We start from the raw sequence: 22,600 nt of genomic DNA, 5'->3' as shown, positions 1-22,600 counted from the left end.
ACACCCATTCGGGGCGCTCCAAGGTCACAGTAGGCTTCGGCGCGAGAGCCGGAGCCCCTGACCGATGGGGACACACCTGCCGAGGAGCGCCCCGCATGAGCCTGACCCTGAGGACCATCAGCCGTGAGCAGCATCTGGCATTCATCCAGAGCCAGCCCGCGGCGAGCCACTGCCAGGTCCCGGCGTGGGCTGACGTGAAGACCGAGTGGCGTTCGGAGAACCTCGGCTGGTTCGACAAGTCCGGCGAGCTCGTCGGCGCCGGTCTGGTGCTCTACCGCCAGCTCCCGAAGATCAAGCGCTACCTGGCCTACCTGCCCGAGGGCCCGGTCATCAACTGGTACGCGCCCAACCTCGACGACTGGCTGCAGCCGATGCTGGCGCACCTCAAGCACCAGGGCGCCTTCTCGGTGAAGATGGGCCCGCCGGTGGTCATCCGCCGCTGGGACTCGACCGCCATCAAGGCCGGCATCCAGGACCCGGACGTCAAGCGCCTCAAGGACGTCGAGGCCACCCACATCGAGCCGCGCGCCTTCGAAGTCGCGGACCGGCTGCGGAAGATGGGCTGGCAGCAGGGCGAGGACGGCGGCGCCGGCTTCGGCGACGTGCAGCCCCGCTACGTCTTCCAGGTCCCGCTCGCGAACCGCTCGCTCGACGACGTCCTCAAGGGCTTCAACCAGCTGTGGCGCCGCAACATCAAGAAGGCCGAGAAGGCCGGCGTCGAGGTCGTCCAGGGCGGCTACGAGGACCTGGCCGAATGGCAGCGGCTGTACGAGATCACGGCCGTCCGCGACCACTTCCGGCCGCGCCCGCTCTCGTACTTCCAGCGCATGTGGACCGTCCTCAACAACGAGGACCCCAACCGCATGCGGCTCTACTTCGCCCGCCACAACGGGGTGAACCTCTCCGCCGCGACCATGCTCGTCGTCGGCGGGCACGTCTGGTACTCCTACGGCGCCTCCGACAACATCGGCCGCGAGGTCCGGCCCTCGAACGCGATGCAGTGGCGGATGCTGCGCGACGCGTACGCCATGGGCGCGACCGTCTACGACCTCCGGGGCATCTCCGACTCGCTCGACGAGACCGACCACCTCTTCGGCCTCATCCAGTTCAAGGTGGGCACGGGCGGCGAGGCCGTCGAGTACGTCGGCGAGTGGGACTTCCCGCTGAACAAGCTGCTGCACAAGGCGCTCGACATCTACATGTCGCGCCGCTGACCCTTCCGTAGGCTTCGTCGTCCTATCCGTAGGCTTCGTAGTCGTACACACCTTTGATCCACCTCTGCCACCAGAAAGGTTCCGGGCCGGCCATGGCGCTCTCCCTCTACGTCGACACCGCTCGCTGGCGGGCGCACCAGAAGACCGTCATCGACCAGTTCCCCGGTCTCATTCCGGTGTGCAAGGGCAACGGCTACGGCTTCGGACACGAGCGGCTCGCCGACGAGGCGGCCCGGTTCGGCGCCGACATGCTCGCCGTGGGCACCACGTACGAAGCCGCGAAGATCAAGGACTGGTTCGGTGGCGACCTGCTGGTCCTCACCCCCTTCCGCCGGGGCGAGGAACCTGTTCCGCTGCCCGACCGGGTGATCCGTTCCGTGTCGTCCGTGGACGGCGTCCACGCCCTGGTGGGCGCCCGGGTCGTGATCGAGTGCATGAGCTCGATGAAGCGGCACGGCGTGCGCGAGGAGGAGCTCCAGCAGCTCCACGCCGCCATCGAGGACGTCCGCCTGGAGGGCTTCGCCCTGCACCTGCCGCTCGACCGTCCGGACGGCACGGACGCGGTCGAGGAGGTCATCGCCTGGATGGACCGGCTGCGGGCCGCCCGGCTGCCGCTGCACACCATGTTCGTGAGCCACCTGCGGGCCGAGGAGCAGGCCCGGCTCCAGCAGCAGTTCCCGCAGACCCGCTTCCGCGCCCGGATCGGCACCCGGCTGTGGCTGGGCGACCACGAGGCCACGGAGTACCGGGGCGCCGTCCTCGACGTGACCCGGGTCGCCAAGGGCGACCGGTTCGGCTACCGCCAGCAGAAGGCCGCGTCGGACGGCTGGCTGGTCGTCGTCGCCGGCGGCACCTCCCACGGCGTGGGCCTCGAGGCCCCGAAGGCGATGCACGGCGTCATGCCGCGCGCCAAGGGCGTCGCCCGTGCGGGCCTCGCCACCGTCAACCGGAACCTCTCGCCCTTCGTCTGGGCCGGGAAGCAGCGCTGGTTCGCCGAGCCGCCGCACATGCAGGTGTCGATCCTGTTCGTGCCGGCCGACGCCCAGGAGCCCCGGGTCGGCGACGAGCTCGTGGCGCATCTGCGCCACACCACGACGCAGTTCGACCGCCTCGTCGAGCGCTGAGCCGACCGGCCTCAGCGAATCGCCCCCGTGAGCTGTGCTCACGGGGGCGATTCGCTGTGCCTACTCGGGTGCTCCCCAGGGGTCGTCGGCGGTGCCCCAGCGCACCCGCTGCCCCTCCTCCACGGCCGGGGCGGCGTGCCGGGCCGGACGGGCCGCCCTGCCCGCCACGACGACGTCCTCCGCGCCGTCCAGGACGCCGCCCGAGGGGTCGTCCGCGCCGTCCTGCCGGACCGGGTCCTTCTCGGGCGCCAGGATGTCGCGTACGACCATCGCGCACAGGTACAGCGTGCCGAGCAGGTGCAGGACGATCGCGAACTGGTAGCCGTCGACCGGGAGGCCCTGCTTGTTGCTGCTGGTCGTGTAGGCGAGGTACATCCAGATGCCGACGAAGTACATGACCTCGCAGGCCTGCCAGACCAGGAAGTCGCGCCAGCGCGGCCGGGCGAGCGCGGCCAGCGGGACCAGCCACAGGACGTACTGCGGCGAGTAGACCTTGTTCGTCAGCACGAACGCGGCGACGACCAGGAAGGCCAGCTGGACGAAACGCGGCCTGCGCGGCGCGGTGAACGCCAGGTACGCGAGCCCCGCGACCGCCACCGCCATCAGCAGCAGCGCGTACAGGTTGGCCCGGCCCGGCGTGATCGCGTCACCCGTCCGCTGGGTCACGAGCAGCCAGATCGAACCGAAGTCGACGTTCCGGTCCCGGCTGAAGAGGTAGAACTGCTTCCACCCCTCCGGCGCGAGCAGCATCACGGGCAGGTTCACGACCAGCCAGGAGCACACGAAGCCGAGCACCGCGGTCCCGTACGCCCGCCACTTCCCGGCCCGCCAACAGAGCAGCAGCAACGGGCAGAGGAGCAGTATCGGGTAGAACTTGGCCGCGGTGGCCAGGCCGAGCAGGATCCCGAAGGCCAGCGGCCGGCTCCGCGACCACATCAGGACGGCGGCGGCCGTCAGCGCGACGGCCAGTATGTCCCAGTTGATCGTGGCGGTGAGCGCGACCGAGGGCGCGAGGGCGACCAGCAGACCGTCCCAGGGGCGCGTGCGGTGCGTCCGGGCCACACAGACCGCCAGGACGGCCGCGCACACCATCAGCAGACCCGCGTTGACCAGCCAGTACGCCTGCTCCTGCTGGTTCAGCTCGCCCCCGCCGGGCGTCAGCCAGGCCGCGACCTCCATGAAGAGCCCGGTCAGGACGGGGTACTCGAGGAACGGTATGTCGCCGCCCAGCCGGTCGAAGTACGGGATCAGGCCCTCCGCGAAGCCCCGCCCGGCGAACAGGTGCGGGATGTCCGAGTAGCAGGCGTGGGTGTACTGGGAGGTCGTGCCCCGGAACCAGGCCCAGTTGTAGCAGGGCAGCTTCTGCACCATGCCGAGGGCGAACATGCCGATGGCCACGAGCGCGATCACCCGCACCGGCGTCAGCTGCCCGGTGGAGGCCGCCGCCCGGCGCCCGTAGGGGCCGCCGATCAGCTCGCTGCCCGCTGCGGCCACCTTGTCCCGGTGGGTGGGGATGACCGTCTGCGAGCGGTCCCGCGGCGCGCTCGACTTCTGGAGGCTCGGCATGGGGGACATCCTGCCGTACGGATCCGGGAAAACGGCGAGGGCCGCCGCGGCCGTTCCGTACGGAAGGTACGGAGCGGACGCGGCGGCCCTCAGGACGTGCCCGGTTCTCCCTCAGGAGGGAGCGGATCAGGGGAAGGTCCCGCCCGGTTTGCCGTTCCCTCCTCCGCCGCCACTGGAGCTGTCCGTCGGCGAGTCGGTCGGCGTCGGCTCGGTGGTGGGCGGTGTGGTCGTGGGCTGCCCGGTGTTGCCACCCGTGCCGCCCGTGTTGTTGCAGTTCCAGTCCCAGATGTCACAGGTCGTCTTGCCGGGCTTCGGCGTCCTCGTCGGCTTCCCGGGGGGAGTCGTCGTCGGGGTCGCCGGGGGAGTCGTCGTCGGGGTCGCCGACTCGGTGGGCGTCTCGGTGGCCGTCGGGGTCGGCGTCGGGCTCGGAGCACCGCCGCCGTAGACGGGCTTGGCGCCTTCCAGCTTCTCCGGCTTGGGGAAGTCCACGACCGGCATGTCCTTCACGGCATCCGTCATGTACTCCCTCCAGATCTGCGAGGGGAACGACGAACCGTGGATCGTCGGCTGGTCACCCGTGCCGTACATCTTCTCGAACTTGCGACCCTGCTTCGTCTCGTCGTCGTCGAAGCGGTACATGTCGATCGCGGTCGCCAGCTGCTTCGTGTAGCCGACGAACCAGGCCGACATGTTGTCGTCGGTCGTACCGGTCTTGCCGGCCACCGCGCGGCCCGGGATGCGCGCCTTGCGACCGGTACCCCGGTCGTCGTCCACGACGGACCGCAGCACGTCGGTGACGTTGTTGGCGATGGCCGGGCTGAAGGCCGTCTTGGGCTTGGCCTCGTGCTTGTTGATGACGACGCCGCTGCGCTTGACCGTCTCGACGGAGTACGGGTCGTTCTGCTCGCCCTCGTTGGCGAAGGTGGCGTACGCGCCGGCCATGCGAATGGCGCTCGGGCTGGAGACACCGAGGGAGAAGGAGGGGAACTCACCCTTGACCAGGGACTCCTCACGGAGGCCGGCCCTCTCGGCCGCGTCACGGACCTTGTCGATGCCGACGTCCATGCCGAGCTGCACGTACGGGGAGTTGGCCGACTTCATCATGGCGTAGCGCAGCGAGATGGGGCCGTAGCTGGCGTCCTCATCGTTGCTCTGCTTCCACTCGTTGCCCTTGTCGTCGAGCCAGATGTCCCCGTTGTACTTACGGATCGTCAGGTCGTCCTTGCCGTTGTAGAGGCTCTTGTCCGGGTCGACGATCGTGCGCTCGGAGGCATCCTGGACCGGCCCACTGTTCTTGTCCCGGACGCCGTCCTTCATCGCGGCCGCGAGCACGAAGGGCTTGAACGTCGAACCGACCTGGGCACCGGTGCTGTCCGCGTTGCTCCGGAAGTGCTTGGTGGCGTCGACGCCACCGTAGAGAGCGACGATCTTCCCGGTCGCCGTGTCGACCGAAGCGCCGCCGAACTGAACGTGCGTGTCCGTCTTCGGGCGCTTCTTCGGGTCGATGTTGTCCTTGATCTTCTTGCTGATCACGGCCGCCATCTTGTCCACCTTCTCCTTCTCGAAGGTGGTGTAGATCTCGTAGCCGCCGCGCTGCAGCTGCTGTTCGGTGATCCCGAACTGGTTCTGCATGTTCACGTTGGCGGTGGAGACCAGGTAGCCGATCTGACCGCTCAGGTTGGCGCTCTTCCGGGGCGGCTGGACCTTGGGGAAGGTGGTGTACTTCGCCCGCTCCTCGGCCGAGATGTGCCCGTCCTTCTGCATCTCGTCGAGGATCCACTTCCACCGCTCGGTGGCACGCTTGGTGTTCGCTTCGCGCGTGGCCCTGGGGTCGATCTCGGGGTAGCCGGCGGGGTCGTAGTACGTCGCACCCTTCAGCACCGCGGCGAGCAGCGCCGACTCGCTGGCGTTGAGCTTGCCGACGTCCTTGTTGAAGTAGGCGCGGGCCGCCGCCTGGATGCCGTACGCACCACGCCCGTAGTACGAGGTGTTCAGGTAGCCGGCCATGATCTGGTCCTTGCCGACGTCGTTGCCCACCTTCATGGAGATGAAGAGTTCCTTCACCTTCCGGGTGATGGTCTGCGACTGGTCGTCAAGGCGGTTGTTCTTCACGTACTGCTGGGTGATCGTCGAACCACCCTGGGTCTCGCCACCCTTGGCCATGTTCCACACGGCGCGGGCGATGCCCATGGGGTCGACGCCGGAGTCTTCCCAGAAGGTCTTGTTCTCCGCCGAGATCACGGCGTTCTGCATCGACTTCGGGATCTCGGCGAACGGGACGATCTGACGGTTGGTGCCACTGCCCGTCGCGACCATGCGGGAGCCGTCGGCCCAGTAGTAGATGTTGTTCTGCGACTTCGCGGTGTCGGCCTCCTTGGGGATCTCCACCCGCGAGTACGCGATCGTCGCAGCACCCATCAGGCTCGCGACGAAGAACAGGAACGTGCCCGTCACGAGCTTCCACGACGGCATCCAGCGACGCCAGCCGTACTTGTTGTGGCGCGGGTAGTCGATCAGCCGCTTCTTGCCCGGCTGGCGACCGCCGGAGCCCCGCCCGGGGCCGCTGCCGCGACCACCGCCGCCACCGCCGCCACCGCGCCGTCCCCCACCGGGACCGCCGGGGCCGCCGGGGCCGGAATCGGCACCCCGGCGGCGGCTGCCGCGCTGGGCGGCCCGCCGTGCCTCGGCGCGCCCTCCGTAGGGACGCTGCTCCTCTCCATAGGAGGAGGGAGGTCCGTACGAGGCCGAAGGGGCCTCCGTACCGACGTCATGGGCCGGGGCCGACCTGCGGCCCATCGGCTGCTGGGCAGCGCGCCGTGCCGCCGCGCGACCGCCCGTCGGCGGCTGCTGCGGCGGCATTTTGCGACGATGCTCGCTCATCGAACGACTACTCCTCGGGCAGGCGCGTACGCCTGGAAGCGGCAGTTGAGTTCCGGTCCCCCCGAAATGCGCACGCGGGAACCCCATCGGAGATCCCCCCGTAGCGCAGCCGGTCACCCGCAGCACTGACGCCCCAGGGCATCGCTCGGTTCCCGGTGGTCTGCATGCCGCACAGACTACGCACGGCCAAATCCCCCCTAGAGCCGGAGTTCACCCCAAATCAGGCAAGTCGATCGCTGTGAATTGACGATGTGACGCCGGTCACGGTGGGTCCACTTGTCGAGACAGGGAGGCCGTTCTATCGTGCTGATGTATCGAGTCGATACATCAGTGCGGCATAAGGGCCCCGAAGGCGGCGGAGGAGGAGGCGACGGATGAGCAGACGCTCCGGCATCCTCGAGTTCGCCGTTCTCGGCCTGCTGCGCGAGGCCCCCATGCACGGGTACGAGCTGCGGAAGCGCCTCAACACCTCGCTGGGCGTCTTCCGGGCCTTCAGCTACGGAACGCTGTATCCCTGCCTCAAGACGCTGGTCGCCAACGGCTGGTTGATCGAGGAGCCGGGCAGCGCCCCCGAGGAGGCCCTCGCCGCTTCACTCGCAGGACGCCGGGCCAAGATCGTCTACCGGTTGACCCCGGCAGGTAAGGAGCACTTCGAGGAGCTCCTCTCCCACACCGGCCCCGACGCCTGGGAGGACGAGCACTTCGCGGCGCGCTTCGCCTTCTTCGGTCAGACCGAGCGCGAGGTGCGGATGCGCGTGCTCGAGGGCCGCCGCAGTCGGCTGGAGGAGCGCCTGGAGAAGATGCGCGCCTCCCTGGTCCGGACCCGAGAGCGCCTGGACGACTACACGCTTGAGCTGCAGCGCCACGGTATGGAGTCCGTGGAGCGCGAAGTGCGCTGGCTGAACGAGCTCATCGAGAGCGAGCGGGCAGGGCGGGATCAGCGATCCGGCCCCGACGCCCCCGCTCAGCACGACAACGATTCTGGAGAGACGGGCGGCCTGCCCCGGCACGGGGGCAGTACCCGGCCGGATCCGTCCGACGACACCGCCAAGTGAAACCCTGCGCACAGCAGGGCTTCCACGATCACACAGGGAGCAACCGGAATGGGTTCGGTTCGCGTAGCCATCGTCGGCGTGGGCAACTGCGCCGCCTCGCTGGTGCAGGGCGTCGAGTACTACAAGGACGCCGACCCGGCGGCCAAGGTCCCCGGCCTGATGCACGTCCAGTTCGGCGAGTACCACGTCGGTGACGTCGAGTTCGTCGCCGCCTTCGACGTCGACGCGAAGAAGGTCGGCCTCGACCTCTCCGACGCCATCGGCGCCAGCGAGAACAACACCATCAAGATCTGCGACGTCCCGAACAAGGGCGTCACGGTCCAGCGCGGTCACACGCTCGACGGTCTCGGCAAGTACTACCGCCTGACCATCGAGGAGTCCGCCGAGGAGCCCGTCGACGTCGTCCAGATCCTCAAGGACCGCCAGGTCGACGTCCTCGTCTGCTACCTGCCCGTCGGTTCCGAGGACGCGGCGAAGTTCTACGCCCAGTGCGCCATCGACGCCAAGGTCGCCTTCGTCAACGCCCTCCCGGTCTTCATCGCCGGCACCAAGGAGTGGGCTGACAAGTTCACCGAGGCCGGTGTCCCGATCGTCGGCGACGACATCAAGTCGCAGGTCGGCGCGACCATCACGCACCGCGTGATGGCGAAGCTGTTCGAGGACCGCGGTGTCCGTCTTGAGCGCACCATGCAGCTCAACGTCGGCGGCAACATGGACTTCAAGAACATGCTGGAGCGCGACCGCCTGGAGTCCAAGAAGATCTCCAAGACCCAGGCCGTCACCTCGCAGATCCCGGACCGCGAGCTGGGCGAGAAGAACGTCCACATCGGCCCCTCGGACTACGTGGCCTGGCTGGACGACCGCAAGTGGGCGTACGTCCGCCTCGAGGGCCGTGCCTTCGGCGACGTCCCGCTGAACCTGGAGTACAAGCTCGAGGTCTGGGACTCCCCGAACTCGGCGGGTGTCATCATCGACGCCCTGCGCGCCGCGAAGATCGCCAAGGACCGCGGCATCGGCGGCCCGATCCTCTCCGCGTCCTCCTACTTCATGAAGTCCCCGCCGGTGCAGTACTTCGACGACGAGGCCCTGGCCAACGTCGAGAAGTTCATCAAGGGTGAGGTCGAGCGCTAAAGCTCGTCACGCTTGTCGATCGAGGGTCCCCGAGGCACTGCCCGGGGGCCCTCTTCGTATGTGAGTCTTGCTGCCATGTCCGTCGTACGTGATCTGCGCGTACTCCTGCGCCTGCGGAACTTCCGCCGCCTGCTCGCCGTCCGGCTGCTCTCCCAGTGCGCCGACGGCGTCTACCAGGTGGCCCTGGCCACGTACGTCGTCTTCTCCCCCGAGAAACAGACCTCGCCCGGCGCGATCGCCTCCGCCATGGCGGTGCTCCTGCTCCCGTACTCACTCGTCGGGCCCTTCGCCGGAGTACTCCTCGACCGCTGGCAGCGCCGCCAGGTCTTCCTGTACGGGAACCTCCTGCGCGCCCTCCTCGCCTGCGGGACCGCCGCGCTCGTCCTCGCCTCCGTACCGGACTGGCTCTTCTACGCCTCCGCCCTCTCCGTCACCGCTGTCAACCGCTTCGTCCTGGCAGGGCTGTCGGCCTCCCTGCCGCGCGTCGTCGACGAGGAGCGGCTCGTCATCGCCAACTCCCTCTCACCCACCGCCGGCACCCTCGCCGCGACCGTCGGCGGCGGTCTCGCGTTCGGTGTCCGACTCCTCGCCGACAACTCCGACGCGGCCGTCGTGGCCTTCGGCGCCGTCCTCTATCTCTGCGCCGCCCTCGCCTCGCTGCGGATGTCCCGGGAACTCCTCGGCCCCGATGCCGACATCGCACCGCAGCCCCTCGCCTCGGCCCTGAAGTCGACGGCCCAGGGCCTCGTCGCGGGACTGCGGCACCTCGGCGAGCGGCGCCCCGCCGCCCGGGCGCTCACCGTGGTGGCCCTCATGCGCTTCTGCTACGGCGCCCTGCTCGTCACCGTGCTCATGCTCGCCCGGTACGCGTGGAGCTCCACGGACTCCGAGGGCCTCGGTCTGCTCGGGATCGCCGTCGCCGCGTCGGGCGCCGGTTTCTTCGCCGCCGCCGTCGTCTCCCCCTGGGCGATCGGGCGGTTCGGACCCTTCGGCTGGATGGCCCTGTGCGCGACCGCGGCGGCCGTCCTCGTGCCGGCACTCTGCCTGCCCTTCACCCCGCCCCCCTTCCTCGTCGCGGCATTCGCCCTCGGGCTCATCACCCAGGGGGCCAAGATCGCGACGGACACGGTGGTCCAGACGACCGTGGACGACTCCTACCGGGGCAGGGTCTTCTCGCTCTACGACGTGCTGTTCAACGTCGCCTTCGTGGGTGCGGCGGGGGTGGCGGCCCTGATGCTGCCGCCCGACGGCCGGTCGCCCCTTCTGGTCGTGCTGGTGGCCCTGATCTACGCGGCGCTCGCCGTGGCCCTGCGCCGGGAACGCCGGACGGGGTGATGTTTCACGTGAAACACCACCCCGTCCGCGAGTCGGTCGGGACCGTGTTTCACGTGAAACATCGGCCCTTCCGGGCGCCGTCCCGGCTCAGTCGCGCGCTGCCCACCACTCCTTGAGCGCGGCGACGGCCTGGTCGTGCTCCATCGGGCCGTTCTCCAGCCGCAGCTCGAGCAGGAACTTGTACGCCTGCCCGATGGCCGGCCCGGGCCCGATGCCCAGGATCTCCTGGATCTGGTTGCCGTCGAGGTCGGGACGGATCGAGTCCAGCTCCTCCTGCTCCTGGAGCTGGGCGATCCGCGCCTCGAGACCGTCGTAGGTCCGGGAGAGCGCTGCCGCCTTGCGCTTGTTACGCGTGGTGCAGTCCGAGCGGGTCAGCTTGTGCAGGCGCGAGAGCAGCGGCCCTCCGTCGCGGACGTAACGACGCACCGCCGAGTCGGTCCACTCGCCGCTTCCGTAGCCGTGGAAGCGCAGGTGCAGCTCCACGAGACGCGAGACGTCCTTGATCATCTCGTTGGAGTACTTCAGCGCGGTCATGCGCTTCTTGGTCATCTTCGCGCCGACCACCTCGTGGTGGTGGAAGGAGACCCGGCCGTCCTTCTCGAAGCGGCGGGTGCGCGGCTTGCCGATGTCGTGGAGCAGGGCCGCCAGCCGCAGCACCAGATCGGGCCCGTCCTCCTCCAGGTCGATCGCCTGCTCGAGGACGGTCAGGGAGTGCTCGTAGACGTCCTTGTGCCGGTGGTGCTCGTCGCTCTCCAGACGCAGGGCCGGAAGCTCGGGCAGCACGTGCTCGGCGAGACCCGTGTCCACGAGGAGCCCGAGGCCCTTGCGGGGGTTCGCCGAGAGCAGCAGCTTGTTGAACTCCTCGCGGACGCGCTCGGCGGAGACGATCTCGATCCGGCCCGACATCTCCTTCATGGCCGTCACGACCTCGGGGGCGACCTCGAAGTCCAGCTGTGCGGCGAACCGCGCGGCCCGCATCATGCGCAGGGGGTCGTCGGAGAAGGACTCCTCCGGCGTACCCGGCGTGCGCAGGACCCGGGCGGACAGGTCCTCAAGGCCGCCGTACGGGTCGATGAACTCCTTCTCGGGGAGGGCCACGGCCATGGCGTTGACGGTGAAGTCACGCCGGACGAGGTCCTCGTCGATGGAGTCGCCGTAGGAGACCTCGGGCTTCCGGGAGGTCCGGTCGTACGCCTCGGAGCGGTACGTGGTGACCTCGATCTGGTAGCCGTCCTTCTGAGAGCCGACGGTGCCGAAGGCGATGCCGACCTCCCACACCGCGTCGGCCCACGGGCGGACGATCTTCAGTACGTCCTCGGGGCGGGCGTCGGTGGTGAAGTCCAGGTCGTTGCCGAGCCGGCCGAGCAACGCGTCCCGCACCGAGCCGCCGACCAGCGCGAGGCTGAACCCGGCCTCCTGGAAACGGCGGGCGAGGTCGTCGGCGACAGGGGACACACGCAGCAGTTCGCTGACCGCGCGGCGTTGCACCTGGCTCAGTGCAGTCGGGGTGTCTTCGTTGGCGTTCGGCACAACAGAAAAGGGTACGTGCCCCGGCTCACCACGGCGTCCTCGATTTCCGCCCGGACGCCCGGCGGGCAGCGGTCGAAGATCGCCTGGAGCAGTCCCCGGCACTTGCCCCCGGCGTGCCTCGTTACCATGCCTGGACACAGCAACCGGGAACCACCGATACCACTGGCACCACAGACAACGACGAGGACGGGCGAACGCGTGGCCGAGGCGGCAGACATCCAGGGAACCAGTCCCTCACCTGCCCGCCGATGGCTGCGGCGCACGATCACCGTCGCCTTCGGGGCGCCGCTCCTCGCAGGCCTGCTCCACGGCCCGGTCGCCGCCGCTCCCGCGACCGCCGAGGACGCCGGCGGCTCCAGGACGGTCGATGTGTCACTCGACACGCTGGCCCCGAGCACTCCCGTCGAGGGCGACACCGTCACGATCACCGGCACGGTGACCAACCGCGGCAAGAAGACCGTCACCGACGCGACCGTGAACCTGCGCGTCGGACCGAGGATGACGAGCCGCAGCGAGATCGACCAGGTCACGGGGCGCACCGGCTTCCGGAACGACAGCGACCCCGCTCCCCTCGACGGCGCCCCCACCGTCAAGATCCCCCGGCTCGGCGCCGGCCTCAGCAGCGACTTCTCGCTGTCCGTCCCCGTCTCCGAGCTCGGCCTCGACGAGGAGGGCGTCTACCAGCTGGGCGTCTCCCTCACCGGGCAGACCTCCGACCGGCAGTACGACCGGGTGCTCGGCATCGAGCGGACCTTCCTGCCGTACCAGCCCGAGGCCGCCGAGAAGAAGACCCAGCTCGCCTACCTCTGGCCGCTGATCTCCTCGGCGCACGTCTCCGCGCAGACGGCCACGGACGACCAGCAGACCCCGGTCTTCCAGGACGACGACCTCGCGGACGAGCTGCGTCCGGGCGGGCGCCTGGACCAGCTGGTCTCGCTGGGCAAGGACCTTCCGGTCACCTGGGTGGTCGACCCGGACCTGCTGGCCTCCGTCGACGCCATGGCGAACGGCTACCGCGTCAAGGACGGCGACCGGGACGTCCCCGGCAGGAACCAGGCTCTCGCCGAGCGGTGGCTGGACTCGCTGGAGAAGGCGGTCCAGGGGCACAAGGTCGTCGCCCTGCCCTTCGCCGACCCCGACCTGGCCTCGCTCGCCCACCGGGGCAAGGACGTCCCCGGCTCCCTCGGACACCTCCAGTCGGCGACCTCCCTGGCCGGCATGACGGTCGAGACCGTCCTCCACGTGCAGGCGTCCACCGACTTCGCCTGGCCCGTCGACGGAGCCGTGGACCCCGCCATCGCGGCGGTCGCCACCTCGGCCGGCGCCGACAAGGTGATCGCCCGCAGCGACAGCGTCCGCGACGACCTCCCGTACACCGCCACGGCCGCCCGCCCCCTCGGCAACGGCAGCACCACGGCCGTGGTGAGCGACGCGCTCCTGTCCACCGCCTTCGAAGGGGACATGGTCCGCGCGGAGAACTCCACGCTCGCGGTCCAGGAGTTCCTGGCCCAGTCCCTCGCGGTCACCCTGGAGCAGCCGGAGGACCAGCGGAGCATCGTGGTCGCCCCGCAGCGGATGCCGACCGCGGCCCAGGCCCAGGCCATGGCGACCGCCCTGGAGGGCCTCTCCGGGCGGCGCTGGACCCAGCCGAGCGACCTCCTCGCGGCCGCCGCCGCCAAGCCGGACCCGGACGCCTCCACCACGGTGCCGAGCAGCTCCCGCTACCCGAAGAAGCTGCGCGACCGCGAGCTTCCGGTCCAGGCCTTCCGCGACATGAAGACCACCCGGGACGAGCTGGACGACTTCAAGGTCATCCTGACCCAGCCGGAACGCGTCGTGACGCCGTTCGGCAACGCGATCGACCGCGAGATGTCGACCTCCTGGCGCGGTGAGGCCCGGGCCGCCGCGATCTACCGGAACGGCGTTCTGGACTACCTCCAGACCCTCACCAAGGGCGTCCAGCTCGTCGACAAGTCGGACCTCACGCTCTCCGGCCGCAGCGCGACGATCCCCGTGACCGTCCAGAACAAGCTGCTCCAGGACGTGGACCATCTGGTGCTGCGCCTCACCTCCGCCAACAAGAACCGGCTCGAGCTGGACGGCGACGGGTATCAGGAGCTCCCGGTGAAGGTCGGCGGCGGACACAGCCAGTCGGTGAAGTTCACCGCCTCGGCGAACGTCAACGGCCAGGTGCCGATGACGGCCCAGCTCTACACCCAGGACGGCACCCCGTACGGGCAGCCGATGAACTTCACCGTGAAGGTCTCCGAGATCACTCCCACGGTGATGCTCGTGATCGCCGGCGGTGTGCTCCTGCTCGTCCTCGCCGGTGTGCGCATGTACAGCCAGCGCAAGCGGGTGGCCGCCCGGAACGCCGAGGCCGAGGCGGCCGAGGCGGCGGAGAACGCCGAGGACGAGGCCGCTTCCGAGCCCGGCCCGGACGGGTCCGGCGAGCAGGAGGCACACGGGGACGAACCCGGGCAGCCGAGTGACCCGACACCGGACACCGGGCCCGAAAGCAACGACCCGTCGGGCCCGGGTGAGAAAGTGGACCGTTGAGCGATGTCGTGGCCGGTCGGCCGGGGACGATGAGGTGGGGCAGATGAACGCGCCGTACGACGGTGACCGCGGCCAGGGCGCGGGCGGCCCGGCGCCGTCCGGTGGGACGCCCGTGACGCCTCCCGGTGCCGGCCACCCGCCGGTGCCGCCCCCGCACCAGGGCGCCTCTGCCCCGCAGGGACAGGACCCCTACGCGCAGGGGCAGGACCCCTACGCGCAGAACCCGTATGCCCAGGACCCGTACGTCCAGGACGCCTACGCCCACGACCCGTACCAGGCGCAGGACATGGCCGCGCAGGACCCGGTGACCGAGGCGCTGTACGACCGCGCCGCGCACCCGCCGCCCCCGCCCGGCACCTACCAGGACCCGCACGCGCTCTACCAGCAGCCCGCCGCGCCGCAGCACGCCCCCGACCCCCGGGTGTGGGCACAGACCCCGGCGCCCGAGCCGGACGGCCCCTCGCGCCACCTGCCGTACGGCGACGACGCGCGCACGGTCCAGTTCACCGGGGTCGACGACCTGGTGACCCGGGCCGGCGAGGAGACGCCCGAGCCGGACGCGTTCGCGCACCTCTACCGGGACCAGCAGGCGCCCGGCCAGGTGCCCCAGCCCGCCCCGGAGCCGGACCCGCTGCCCGCGCCCGCCCCGAAGAAGTCCGGCCGTGCCTCCGGGCTGCTCAAGTCGAGCGCGGTGATGGCGGCCGGCACCCTGGTGTCCCGGCTGACCGGCTTCGTCCGCAGCCTGGTGATCACCGGCGCGCTGGGCGCGGCCCTGCTCGGTGACACCTTCACGATCGCCTACACCCTGCCGACGATGATCTACATCCTCACCGTCGGCGGCGGCCTCAACTCGGTGTTCGTCCCCCAGCTCGTCCGCTCGATGAAGAACGACGAGGACGGCGGCGAGGCCTACGCCAACCGCCTGCTCACCCTCGTCATGGTGGCGCTCGGCCTCATCGTGGCCCTGGCCGTCTTCGCGGCGCCGCTGCTGATCCGGCTGATGTCGAACACCATCGCCGACGACGCCGCGGCCAACAGCGTGGCCGTGACCTTCGCCCGCTACTGCCTGCCCACGATCTTCTTCATGGGCGTGCACGTGGTGATGGGCCAGATCCTCAACGCCCGCGGCAAGTTCGGCGCGATGATGTGGACCCCGGTCCTCAACAACATCGTCATGATCGTCACCTTCGGCCTGTTCATCTGGGTCTACGGCACCTCCGCCGAGTCCCACATGGGCGTGCAGACCATCCCGGACGAGGGCATCCGCCTGCTCGGCATCGGCACCCTGCTCGGCCTCGTGGTCCAGGCGCTCGCGATGATCCCGTACCTGCGCGAGACGGGCTTCCGCTTCCGTCCCCGCTTCGACTGGAAGGGCCACGGGCTCGGCAAGACGGTCAAGCTGGCCAAGTGGACCGTGCTCTTCGTCCTCGCCAACCAGGCGGGCGTCCTGGTCGTCACCCAGCTCGCCACCGCCGCCGGTGAGGAGTCCGGGAAGAACGGTGCCGGCTTCCTCGCCTACTCCAACGCCCAGCTGATCTGGGGCATGCCGCAGGCCATCATCACGGTCTCCGTCATGGCCGCGCTGCTGCCGCGGATCTCCCGCGCCGCCCACGACGACGACCCCGGCGCCGTCCGGGACGACATCTCGCAGGGCCTGCGGAACTCGGCCGTCGCGATCGTCCCGGTCGCCTTCGCCTTCCTGGCGCTCGGCGTCCCGATGTGCACCCTGCTCTACGCCTCCAGCGGCATCGAGGCCGCCCAGGGCATGGGCTTCATCCTGATGGCCTTCGGCCTCGGCCTGATCCCGTACTCCGTCCAGTACGTCGTGCTCCGCGGCTTCTACGCCTACGAGGACACCCGGACGCCGTTCTACAACACGGTGATCGTCGCCGCCGTCAACGCGGCCGCCTCGGCGATCTGTTACGTCGTCCTGCCCGCCCAGTGGGCGGTCGTCGGCATGGCCGCCTCGTACGGCCTCGCCTACGCCGTCGGCGTCGGCATCGCCTGGCGCCGGCTCAGCAAGCGTCTGGGCGGCGACCTGGACGGCACCCATGTGCTGCGGACCTACGCGCGGCTCTGCATGGCCTCCGTGCCCGCCGCGATCGTCGCCGGCGTCGTCGGTTTCGGCCTGTTGAAGCTGCTCGGCGAGGGCGCCCTCGGCTCGCTCGTCGCCCTCCTGGTCGGCGGGGCGGCGCTCCTCGGCGTCTTCTTCGTCGCGGCGAAGCGCATGCGGATCGCGGAGCTGAACACCCTGGTCGGTATGGTCCGCGGACGCCTGGGACGCTGAACCGGGCGGTGCCGCACAACCATCGGCGGGGGCCGTGTGTCGTGCATAGCGCCGGACTGTGGGCACAATTGGCTTGGCTGTTGGATGTGGCGCAACGGATGGGGAGGCAGGAACGACGGTGGCGGAACGTAGCACGGCTGCCGTCGACGTGGCCGACAACAGCGGTGACGACCCGCTGACCGCCAAGGCGGACACGGCCGCGACCGACGGGGTGGCGGAAGAGCAGAAGACGGCGGAGAAGACCGCCCAGGCCACGGAGAACAAGGCGGTCGAACGACAGAGCGGCGAACAGCCCTCCATCTCGGCACCCGAACTGCACAGCGGCCACAAGCTGGCCAGACGCTACCGGCTGGAGGAGTGCGTCACCCGTCTGGACGGGTTCAGCAGCTGGCGTGCCGTCGACGAGAAGCTGCGCCGCGCGGTCGGGGTCCACCTGCTGCCGGCCGACCACCCCAGAGCCCGGTCGGTCCTTGCAGCGGCCCGCTCCTCGGCCCTCCTCGGCGACCCCCGGTTCGTCCAGGTCCTCGACGCCGTCGAGGAGAACGACCTCGTGTACGTCGTGCACGAGTGGCTGCCGGACTCCACCGAGCTGACCGCGCTGCTCGCGGCCGGCCCCCTGGAGCCCCACGACGCCTACCAGCTCGTCAGTCAGGTCTCCCAGGCCATGGCCGCGGCGCACCGCGAGGGCCTCGCCCACCTCCGGCTCACGCCGAGCGCCGTGCTGCGCAGCTCCACGGGCCAGTACCGGATCCGCGGCCTGGCCGTGAACGCCGCCCTGCGCGGCATCACCGCCGAGCGTCCGCAGCGCACCGACACCGAGGCCATCGGCGCCCTGCTGTACGCCGCGCTCACCCAGCGCTGGCCGTACGACAGCGACGCCTACGGGCTGTCCGGGCTTCCCAAGGGCGTCGGACTGCTGCCACCGGACCAGGTCCGCGCCGGCGTCCACCGGGGCCTCTCCGAGATCGCCATGCGCGCGCTCGCCAACGACGGGGCCACCGCCTCGCGTCAGGAGCCGCCCTGCACCACTCCGGACGAGCTGGCCAAGGCCGTGGCGGCGATGCCCCGCGTCAAGCCGCCGGAGCCGGAGTTCACCGCCCCGCCCGAGTACCAGCACACGACGTACCAGCAGGGCACCTACGGACGCCCCCAGCCGCGTCCCCAGGTCACCCAGCCGGTCGTCGTCCCGCCGGCCCCGCTGGAGAGCCGCACGGGCAAGGCGCTGAAGTGGGCCGTCTCGGCCCTGCTGATCGCCGCCCTGGGCCTCGGCAGCTGGCAGATCGCGGACCGGCTGCTCGCGCCCGACGGCAAGAACCCCGAGACGCCGGTCACCTCGCCGACCGTCGACGAGAAGCCCGCACCGCCGAAGCCGCTGACCATCGCAGGGGCCGAGGAGTACGCGCCGGACGGCAGGGCGCAGGACGCGAGCGAGGTCGCCAACACGTACGACAGCGACGCCTCCACGTACTGGCGCACCAGGACCTTCCAGGAGGGTCCCGTCCTCGCTCCGTACAAGAAGGGCGTCGGCATCGTCTACGACCTGGGCAGCGAGCAGAACGTGACCGCGGCCTCCATAGCGCTCCGCTACGGCGGCCCGCAGACCGCGATCACCCTGTACGCGACGGACTCGCTGAGCCCCTCGGGCTCCGTCGACTCGATGAAGCGGATCGCCGCCGTCGAGACCTCGGACTCGACGGCGAAGCCGGAGACGAAGACACCGGTCAAGACGCGCTACGTGCTCCTCTGGCTGACGGCCGCGCCGTACGCGAGCGGTGACCAGTACTTCGGGCCCGGCTACAAGCAGGCCATCACGAACGTGTCCTTCCAGGGGACCGCGGAGTAGACACCACCTCGCCCCACCGATGAGCGCCGAGCCCAGCTCGGCGCTCATTTACTTCCGGGCACGGAGCGGATTGAATGCCTGCACGGCTGCCGAGCGAGGAGGGGAATCGTGGCGCCTCCGGCTGACGACCCCCGGACGGCGACGGACGAGGAACTCCTCGCCCGCCATGTCGCAGGGGACCCCGACGCCTTCGGTGAGCTCGTGCGGCGGCACCGCGACCGGCTGTGGGCGGTGGCCCTGCGGACGCTGGGGGACCGCGAGGAGGCCGCTGACGCCGTCCAGGACGCCCTGATCTCCGCCTTCCGGGCGGCAGGCACCTTCCGCGGCCAGTCGGCCGTCACGACCTGGCTCCACCGCATCACCGTGAACGCCTGTCTCGACCGTGCCCGCAAGACCGCCTCCCGCAGGACCGCCCCCGTCGACGACACCGACCGCTTCGAGCAGCTCCTCGACCCCCATGAGTCGGCCGAGGCCCCCGTGGAGCGCCAGGACCTCCACCGCCAGCTGCTCGCCGCACTCGCCTCGATCCCCGAGGACCAGCGCGCCGCCCTCGTCCTGGTCGACATGCAGGGATACCCGGTCGCCGAGGCGGCCCGTATCCTCGGCGTCCCCACCGGGACCGTGAAGAGCCGCTGCGCGCGCGGGCGGGCACGCCTCCTTCCGATGGTCACTCATCTGCGCGCCGACACCGTGGGTAACGAGGCCACCGAAGGGGGAAGGAACCGGACGCCGGGGACATCCGTCCCACCGGTGCCGGGGACGACGGATACCGGACCGACAGATCCAGCTGCTGTGAAGGGCGGAGGTGGGCGCACGTGACTTCCACGGCCGGCAGGGCCGACACCACACAGCACCCGGACGTCTCGGAGATCTCCGATCTGACCGAGGGGCTGCTCCCGCCGTCCCGTTCGGCGGCCGTACGACGGCATGTGGACGGCTGTGCCCTCTGCGCGGACGTGCGGTCCTCCCTGGAGGAGATCCGGGGCCTCCTCGGGACCCTGCCCGGGCCGCCCCGCATGCCCGCCGAGATCGCCGGGCGGATCGACGCCGCCCTGGCCGCCGAAGCCCTCCTCCACGCCACCTCCCCGGAGAACCCGAAGAACCCGAAGAGTCCGGAGAGCCTGGAGAGCGACTCCCCCGTTTCACGTGAAACACGGCGCTCCTCTGCCGAGAGCATCCCCTCCGGCTCGGCCTCCCCGGTCACGGACCGCCCCGCCGGGCGCCCCCGGGCCGGCACCGGTCCCGGACGCCCCGGAAAGCCCCGTCGCCGCCGGATCGCGCTGCTCTCCACGATCGGCGCCGCCTTCGGAGCCGTGGTCCTCGGAACGAGCCTGTATCTCAGCCAGACGGGCAACGTGACCGCCGGCAGCGCGGACCAGGGAGCCAAGAAGGCCGACGCCGTCGCCGGCGCCGCCCTCAGCCCCTTCTCCGGTGCGCCCGTCGAGGACCGCGTCCACGCCCTCCTCACCGAGACCCCCGCGCCCAAGACGCCCCAGGGAGTCGGGCCCGAGTCCATGTCGGCCCAGACCGGTGGTGAGACGCCCCAGCGCAGCATGGAGGGCGCCGTTCCCGGCTGTGTCCTGGCCGGCACGGGCCGCAGCGACGGGGTGCTCGGCTACGAGCGCGGCGAGTACCAGGGAAAGACCGCCTATCTGCTCGTCCTGACGGATCCGGCGGACACCACCAGGGTCCAGGCCTACGTGCTCGACGCCTCCTGCGCCGAGAAGCCCACGGAGAGCGGAAGCCCGGCCGCCGATCTTCTGCTCAGCCGGACGTACCCTCGCTCCTGACCTCGCTTCCTGTCCGAGCACGGTGCCGCGCGGCGGTCTCGGGAATGCACGCCCCTTAGGATCCGTTGGGTGGGGTGAGAGCGACCGACAACCGCCCCCGTAGGCAGTGGCAGTCTGCAGAGACGAGGAAGAAACCCGTGAGCGACGTCCGTAACGTGATCATCATCGGCTCCGGTCCCGCGGGTTACACCGCCGCGCTCTACACGGCCCGAGCGTCGCTGAAGCCCCTGGTCTTCGAAGGTGCCGTCACCGCCGGTGGCGCCCTCATGAACACCACCGAGGTCGAGAACTTCCCCGGTTTCCGTGACGGCATCATGGGCCCGGACCTGATGGACAACATGCGGGCCCAGGCCGAGCGCTTCGGCGCCGAGCTGGTCCCCGACGACGTCATCGCCGTCGACCTGACCGGTGACATCAAGACCGTCACCGACACCGCCGGCACCGTGCACCGCGCGAAGGCCGTGATCGTCACCACCGGCTCCCAGCACCGCAAGCTCGGCCTCCCCAACGAGGACGTGCTCTCCGGCCGCGGTGTCTCCTGGTGCGCCACCTGCGACGGGTTCTTCTTCAAGGACCAGGACATCGCCGTCGTCGGCGGCGGCGACACCGCGATCGAGGAGGCCACCTTCCTCTCGCGCTTCGCCAAGTCCGTCACGATCGTCCACCGCCGGGACACCCTGCGTGCCTCCAAGGCCATGCAGGAGCGCGCCTTCGCCGACCCGAAGATCTCCTTCGCCTGGGACAGCGAGGTCGCCGAGATCCACGGCGACCAGAAGCTCACCGGTCTGACCCTGCGCGACACGAAGACCGGCGAGACCCGCGAGCTCCCCGTCACCGGCCTCTTCATCGCCGTCGGCCACGACCCGCGGACCGAGCTCTTCAAGGGCCAGCTGGACCTGGACGAGGAGGGCTACCTCAAGGTCGCCGCCCCGTCGACGCGCACGAACCTCACGGGTGTCTTCGGCGCCGGTGACGTCGTCGACCACACCTACCGCCAGGCCATCACGGCCGCGGGCACCGGCTGCTCCGCCGCTCTCGACGCCGAGCGCTTCCTGGCCGCCCTCGCCGACAGCGAGAAGCTGGCCGAGACCCCCGCGGTCTGACCCCGTCTCTCCCCACCCCACACCCCGCGAGATAAGGAGGCCGCCGTGGCCGGCGACCTGAAGAACGTGACCGACGCAGACTTCGACGAGGTCGTGCTCAAGAGCGACAAGCCCGTCCTGGTGGACTTCTGGGCTGCCTGGTGCGGCCCGTGCCGTCAGATCGCCCCGTCGCTGGAGGCCATCGCCAAGGAGCAGGACGATGTCCAGATCGTGAAGCTCAACATCGACGAGAACCCGGCCACGGCTGCCAAGTACGGCGTCATGTCGATCCCGACGCTCAACGTCTACCAGGGCGGCGAGGTCGTGAAGACCATCGTCGGCGCCAAGCCGAAGGCCGCCATCCTGCGCGACCTGGACCCCTTCATCGGCGACGCGTCCAAGGCCTGACACCCGCCGCTTGTTTCACGTGAAACGGCCCGCCCCCGAGAGGGGGCGGGCCGTTCTCGTTCTCCGAGGCATCCGAGACATCCGAGACATCCGAGGCGTCCGAGGCGTCCGAGGCTAGAGGGGCCGCAGGGCCGGCTCCTTCTGCACGGCGCCGAGCAGACGGTCCAGAGCCATCTCGACGTCCTCCTTCCAGGAGAGCGTCGTCCTGAGCTCCAGCCTCAGCCGGGGGAAGGCATGGTGCGGGCGCACGGTCTTGAAGCCCACCGCGAGGAGATGCTCGGCCGGCAGCACACACGCCGGCTCCTTCCACCGGGCGTCCCCGAACGCCTCGATCGCCTTGAAGCCCCGCCGCATCACGTCCTTGGCCACGGTCTGCACCATCACCCGCCCCAGGCCCTGCCCCTGATAGCCCGGCATGATCCACGCCGTCATCAACTGGACGGCGTCCGCCGCCACGGGACTCGTCGGGAAGGCCGTCGAACGCGGCACATAGGCCGGGGGAGCGTAGAGGACGTAACCGACCGGCACCTCGTCGACATAGACCACCCGGCCGCAGGAACCCCACTCCAGGAGGACGCCCGAGATCCAGGCCTCCTTCTCCAGCTCCGGGCGACCCGCCTTCACCGCCGCCTCACCGCTGACCGGGTCGAGCTCCCAGAACACACAGGAGCGACACCGCTTGGGCAGATCCGGAAGGTTGTCCAACGTGAGCGGTACGAGCCGACGCCCCACGGCAGCTCCTCGTTTCCCTTGCCATCGAGCACGGATACGCCTCTCGGAATCGTATCGATCGGGC

Annotated in this window: 16 protein-coding genes; 12 read left to right on the top strand and 4 right to left on the bottom strand. The window is 70.1% G+C overall.

All coding sequences use genetic code 11. The features are described from left to right. Positions 1-95 precede the first annotated feature (95 nt). Together GGE06_RS16360 and GGE06_RS16355 are read left to right on the top strand one after the other, a co-directional pair. A complete protein-coding gene (locus GGE06_RS16360) occupies positions 96-1,214 on the top strand; it encodes a lipid II:glycine glycyltransferase FemX (protein WP_086823884.1) in 1,119 nt (372 codons plus the stop codon). Positions 1,215-1,306: 92 nt separating this feature from the next. Next, a complete protein-coding gene (locus tag GGE06_RS16355) occupies positions 1,307-2,338 on the top strand; it encodes an alanine racemase (protein ID WP_184931131.1) in 1,032 nt (343 codons plus the stop codon). A 60-nt stretch (positions 2,339-2,398) separates the two neighbouring features. Here GGE06_RS16355 and GGE06_RS16350 read toward each other — a convergent pair whose 3' ends face one another. After that, positions 2,399-3,904, bottom strand: coding sequence for a glycosyltransferase family 87 protein (locus tag GGE06_RS16350; RefSeq protein ID WP_116159969.1), 1,506 nt, complete (start codon positions 3,902-3,904; stop codon positions 2,399-2,401). Positions 3,905-4,030: 126 nt separating this feature from the next. Then, positions 4,031-6,784 carry a transglycosylase domain-containing protein gene (locus tag GGE06_RS16345; protein ID WP_184931130.1) on the bottom strand — a complete coding sequence of 918 codons (2,754 nt, stop codon included), beginning with the start codon at positions 6,782-6,784 and terminating at the stop codon, positions 4,031-4,033. 374 nt (positions 6,785-7,158) lie between these two features. Here GGE06_RS16345 and GGE06_RS16340 point away from each other — a divergent pair, with 374 nt between their 5' ends. The 3 genes from GGE06_RS16340 (at position 7,159) to GGE06_RS16330 (ending at position 10,305) form a co-directional block, all read left to right on the top strand. Beyond that, entirely contained in the window at positions 7,159-7,839 is a 681-nt protein-coding gene (locus tag GGE06_RS16340; RefSeq protein ID WP_184931129.1) for a PadR family transcriptional regulator, read from the top strand. Between the two features lie 48 nt (positions 7,840-7,887). Further along, positions 7,888-8,970 (top strand): inositol-3-phosphate synthase, encoded by a 1,083-nt coding sequence (locus GGE06_RS16335; protein WP_116159972.1) that lies wholly within the window; start codon positions 7,888-7,890, stop codon positions 8,968-8,970. Positions 8,971-9,045: 75 nt separating this feature from the next. Continuing rightward, on the top strand, positions 9,046-10,305 hold the full coding sequence (locus GGE06_RS16330) for an MFS transporter (RefSeq protein ID WP_184931128.1): 1,260 nt from the start codon (positions 9,046-9,048) through the stop codon (positions 10,303-10,305). Positions 10,306-10,392: 87 nt separating this feature from the next. Here the strand turns inward: GGE06_RS16330 and GGE06_RS16325 are convergent, their stop codons facing one another. Beyond that, positions 10,393-11,835 (bottom strand): CCA tRNA nucleotidyltransferase, encoded by a 1,443-nt coding sequence (locus GGE06_RS16325; protein ID WP_116159974.1) that lies wholly within the window; start codon positions 11,833-11,835, stop codon positions 10,393-10,395. A gap of 198 nt (positions 11,836-12,033) precedes the next feature. On the opposite strand from GGE06_RS16325, the gene GGE06_RS16320 reads away from it, so the two are divergent. From GGE06_RS16320 to trxA, 7 genes are all read left to right on the top strand, one after another. After that, positions 12,034-14,394, top strand: coding sequence for a DUF6049 family protein (locus tag GGE06_RS16320; protein ID WP_184931127.1), 2,361 nt, complete (start codon positions 12,034-12,036; stop codon positions 14,392-14,394). Between the two features lie 43 nt (positions 14,395-14,437). Next, positions 14,438-16,681 (top strand): murein biosynthesis integral membrane protein MurJ, encoded by a 2,244-nt coding sequence (murJ, locus tag GGE06_RS16315; protein WP_184931126.1) that lies wholly within the window; start codon positions 14,438-14,440, stop codon positions 16,679-16,681. A 118-nt stretch (positions 16,682-16,799) separates the two neighbouring features. Beyond that, positions 16,800-18,524 (top strand): protein kinase family protein, encoded by a 1,725-nt coding sequence (locus GGE06_RS16310; protein ID WP_116159977.1) that lies wholly within the window; start codon positions 16,800-16,802, stop codon positions 18,522-18,524. Between the two features lie 108 nt (positions 18,525-18,632). Next, positions 18,633-19,343: an RNA polymerase sigma factor SigM gene (gene sigM / locus GGE06_RS16305; protein ID WP_116159978.1), complete on the top strand. Its 711-nt coding sequence runs from the start codon at positions 18,633-18,635 to the stop codon at positions 19,341-19,343. Beyond that, complete coding sequence (locus GGE06_RS16300; protein ID WP_184931125.1) at positions 19,340-20,314, top strand: RsmA family anti-sigma factor; 975 nt, start codon at positions 19,340-19,342, stop codon at positions 20,312-20,314. The genes sigM and GGE06_RS16300 overlap by 4 nt, the downstream gene beginning before the upstream one ends. A gap of 137 nt (positions 20,315-20,451) precedes the next feature. Next, positions 20,452-21,417 (top strand): thioredoxin-disulfide reductase, encoded by a 966-nt coding sequence (gene trxB, locus GGE06_RS16295; RefSeq protein ID WP_116159980.1) that lies wholly within the window; start codon positions 20,452-20,454, stop codon positions 21,415-21,417. Between the two features lie 45 nt (positions 21,418-21,462). Beyond that, positions 21,463-21,804: a thioredoxin gene (gene trxA / locus GGE06_RS16290; RefSeq protein WP_116159981.1), complete on the top strand. Its 342-nt coding sequence runs from the start codon at positions 21,463-21,465 to the stop codon at positions 21,802-21,804. A gap of 114 nt (positions 21,805-21,918) precedes the next feature. Here the strand turns inward: trxA and GGE06_RS16285 are convergent, their stop codons facing one another. Then, positions 21,919-22,536, bottom strand: a complete 618-nt coding sequence (locus tag GGE06_RS16285; RefSeq protein WP_116159982.1) for a GNAT family N-acetyltransferase — start codon at positions 22,534-22,536, stop codon at positions 21,919-21,921. Between the last annotated feature and the right edge of the window lie 64 nt (positions 22,537-22,600).

It is taken from the genome of Streptomyces nymphaeiformis (assembly GCF_014203895.1).
GTDB lineage: Bacteria > Actinomycetota > Actinomycetes > Streptomycetales > Streptomycetaceae > Streptomyces > Streptomyces nymphaeiformis.
The sequence above is the reverse complement of the archived record's forward strand: the minus strand, read 5'-3'. Positions and strand labels throughout refer to the sequence as shown.

Excerpts from the sequence above, each read along its gene's own strand:
- GGE06_RS16360 (WP_086823884.1), top strand. The coding sequence starts at position 96 with ATGAGCCTGACCCTGAGGACCATCAGCCGTGAGCAGCATCTGGCATTC.
- GGE06_RS16355 (WP_184931131.1), top strand. The coding sequence starts at position 1,307 with ATGGCGCTCTCCCTCTACGTCGACACCGCTCGCTGGCGGGCGCACCAG.
- GGE06_RS16350 (WP_116159969.1), bottom strand. The coding sequence starts at position 3,904 with ATGCCGAGCCTCCAGAAGTCGAGCGCGCCGCGGGACCGCTCGCAGACG.
- GGE06_RS16345 (WP_184931130.1), bottom strand. The coding sequence starts at position 6,784 with ATGAGCGAGCATCGTCGCAAAATGCCGCCGCAGCAGCCGCCGACGGGC.
- GGE06_RS16340 (WP_184931129.1), top strand. The coding sequence starts at position 7,159 with ATGAGCAGACGCTCCGGCATCCTCGAGTTCGCCGTTCTCGGCCTGCTG.
- GGE06_RS16335 (WP_116159972.1), top strand. The coding sequence starts at position 7,888 with ATGGGTTCGGTTCGCGTAGCCATCGTCGGCGTGGGCAACTGCGCCGCC.
- GGE06_RS16330 (WP_184931128.1), top strand. The coding sequence starts at position 9,046 with ATGTCCGTCGTACGTGATCTGCGCGTACTCCTGCGCCTGCGGAACTTC.
- murJ (WP_184931126.1), top strand. The coding sequence starts at position 14,438 with ATGAACGCGCCGTACGACGGTGACCGCGGCCAGGGCGCGGGCGGCCCG.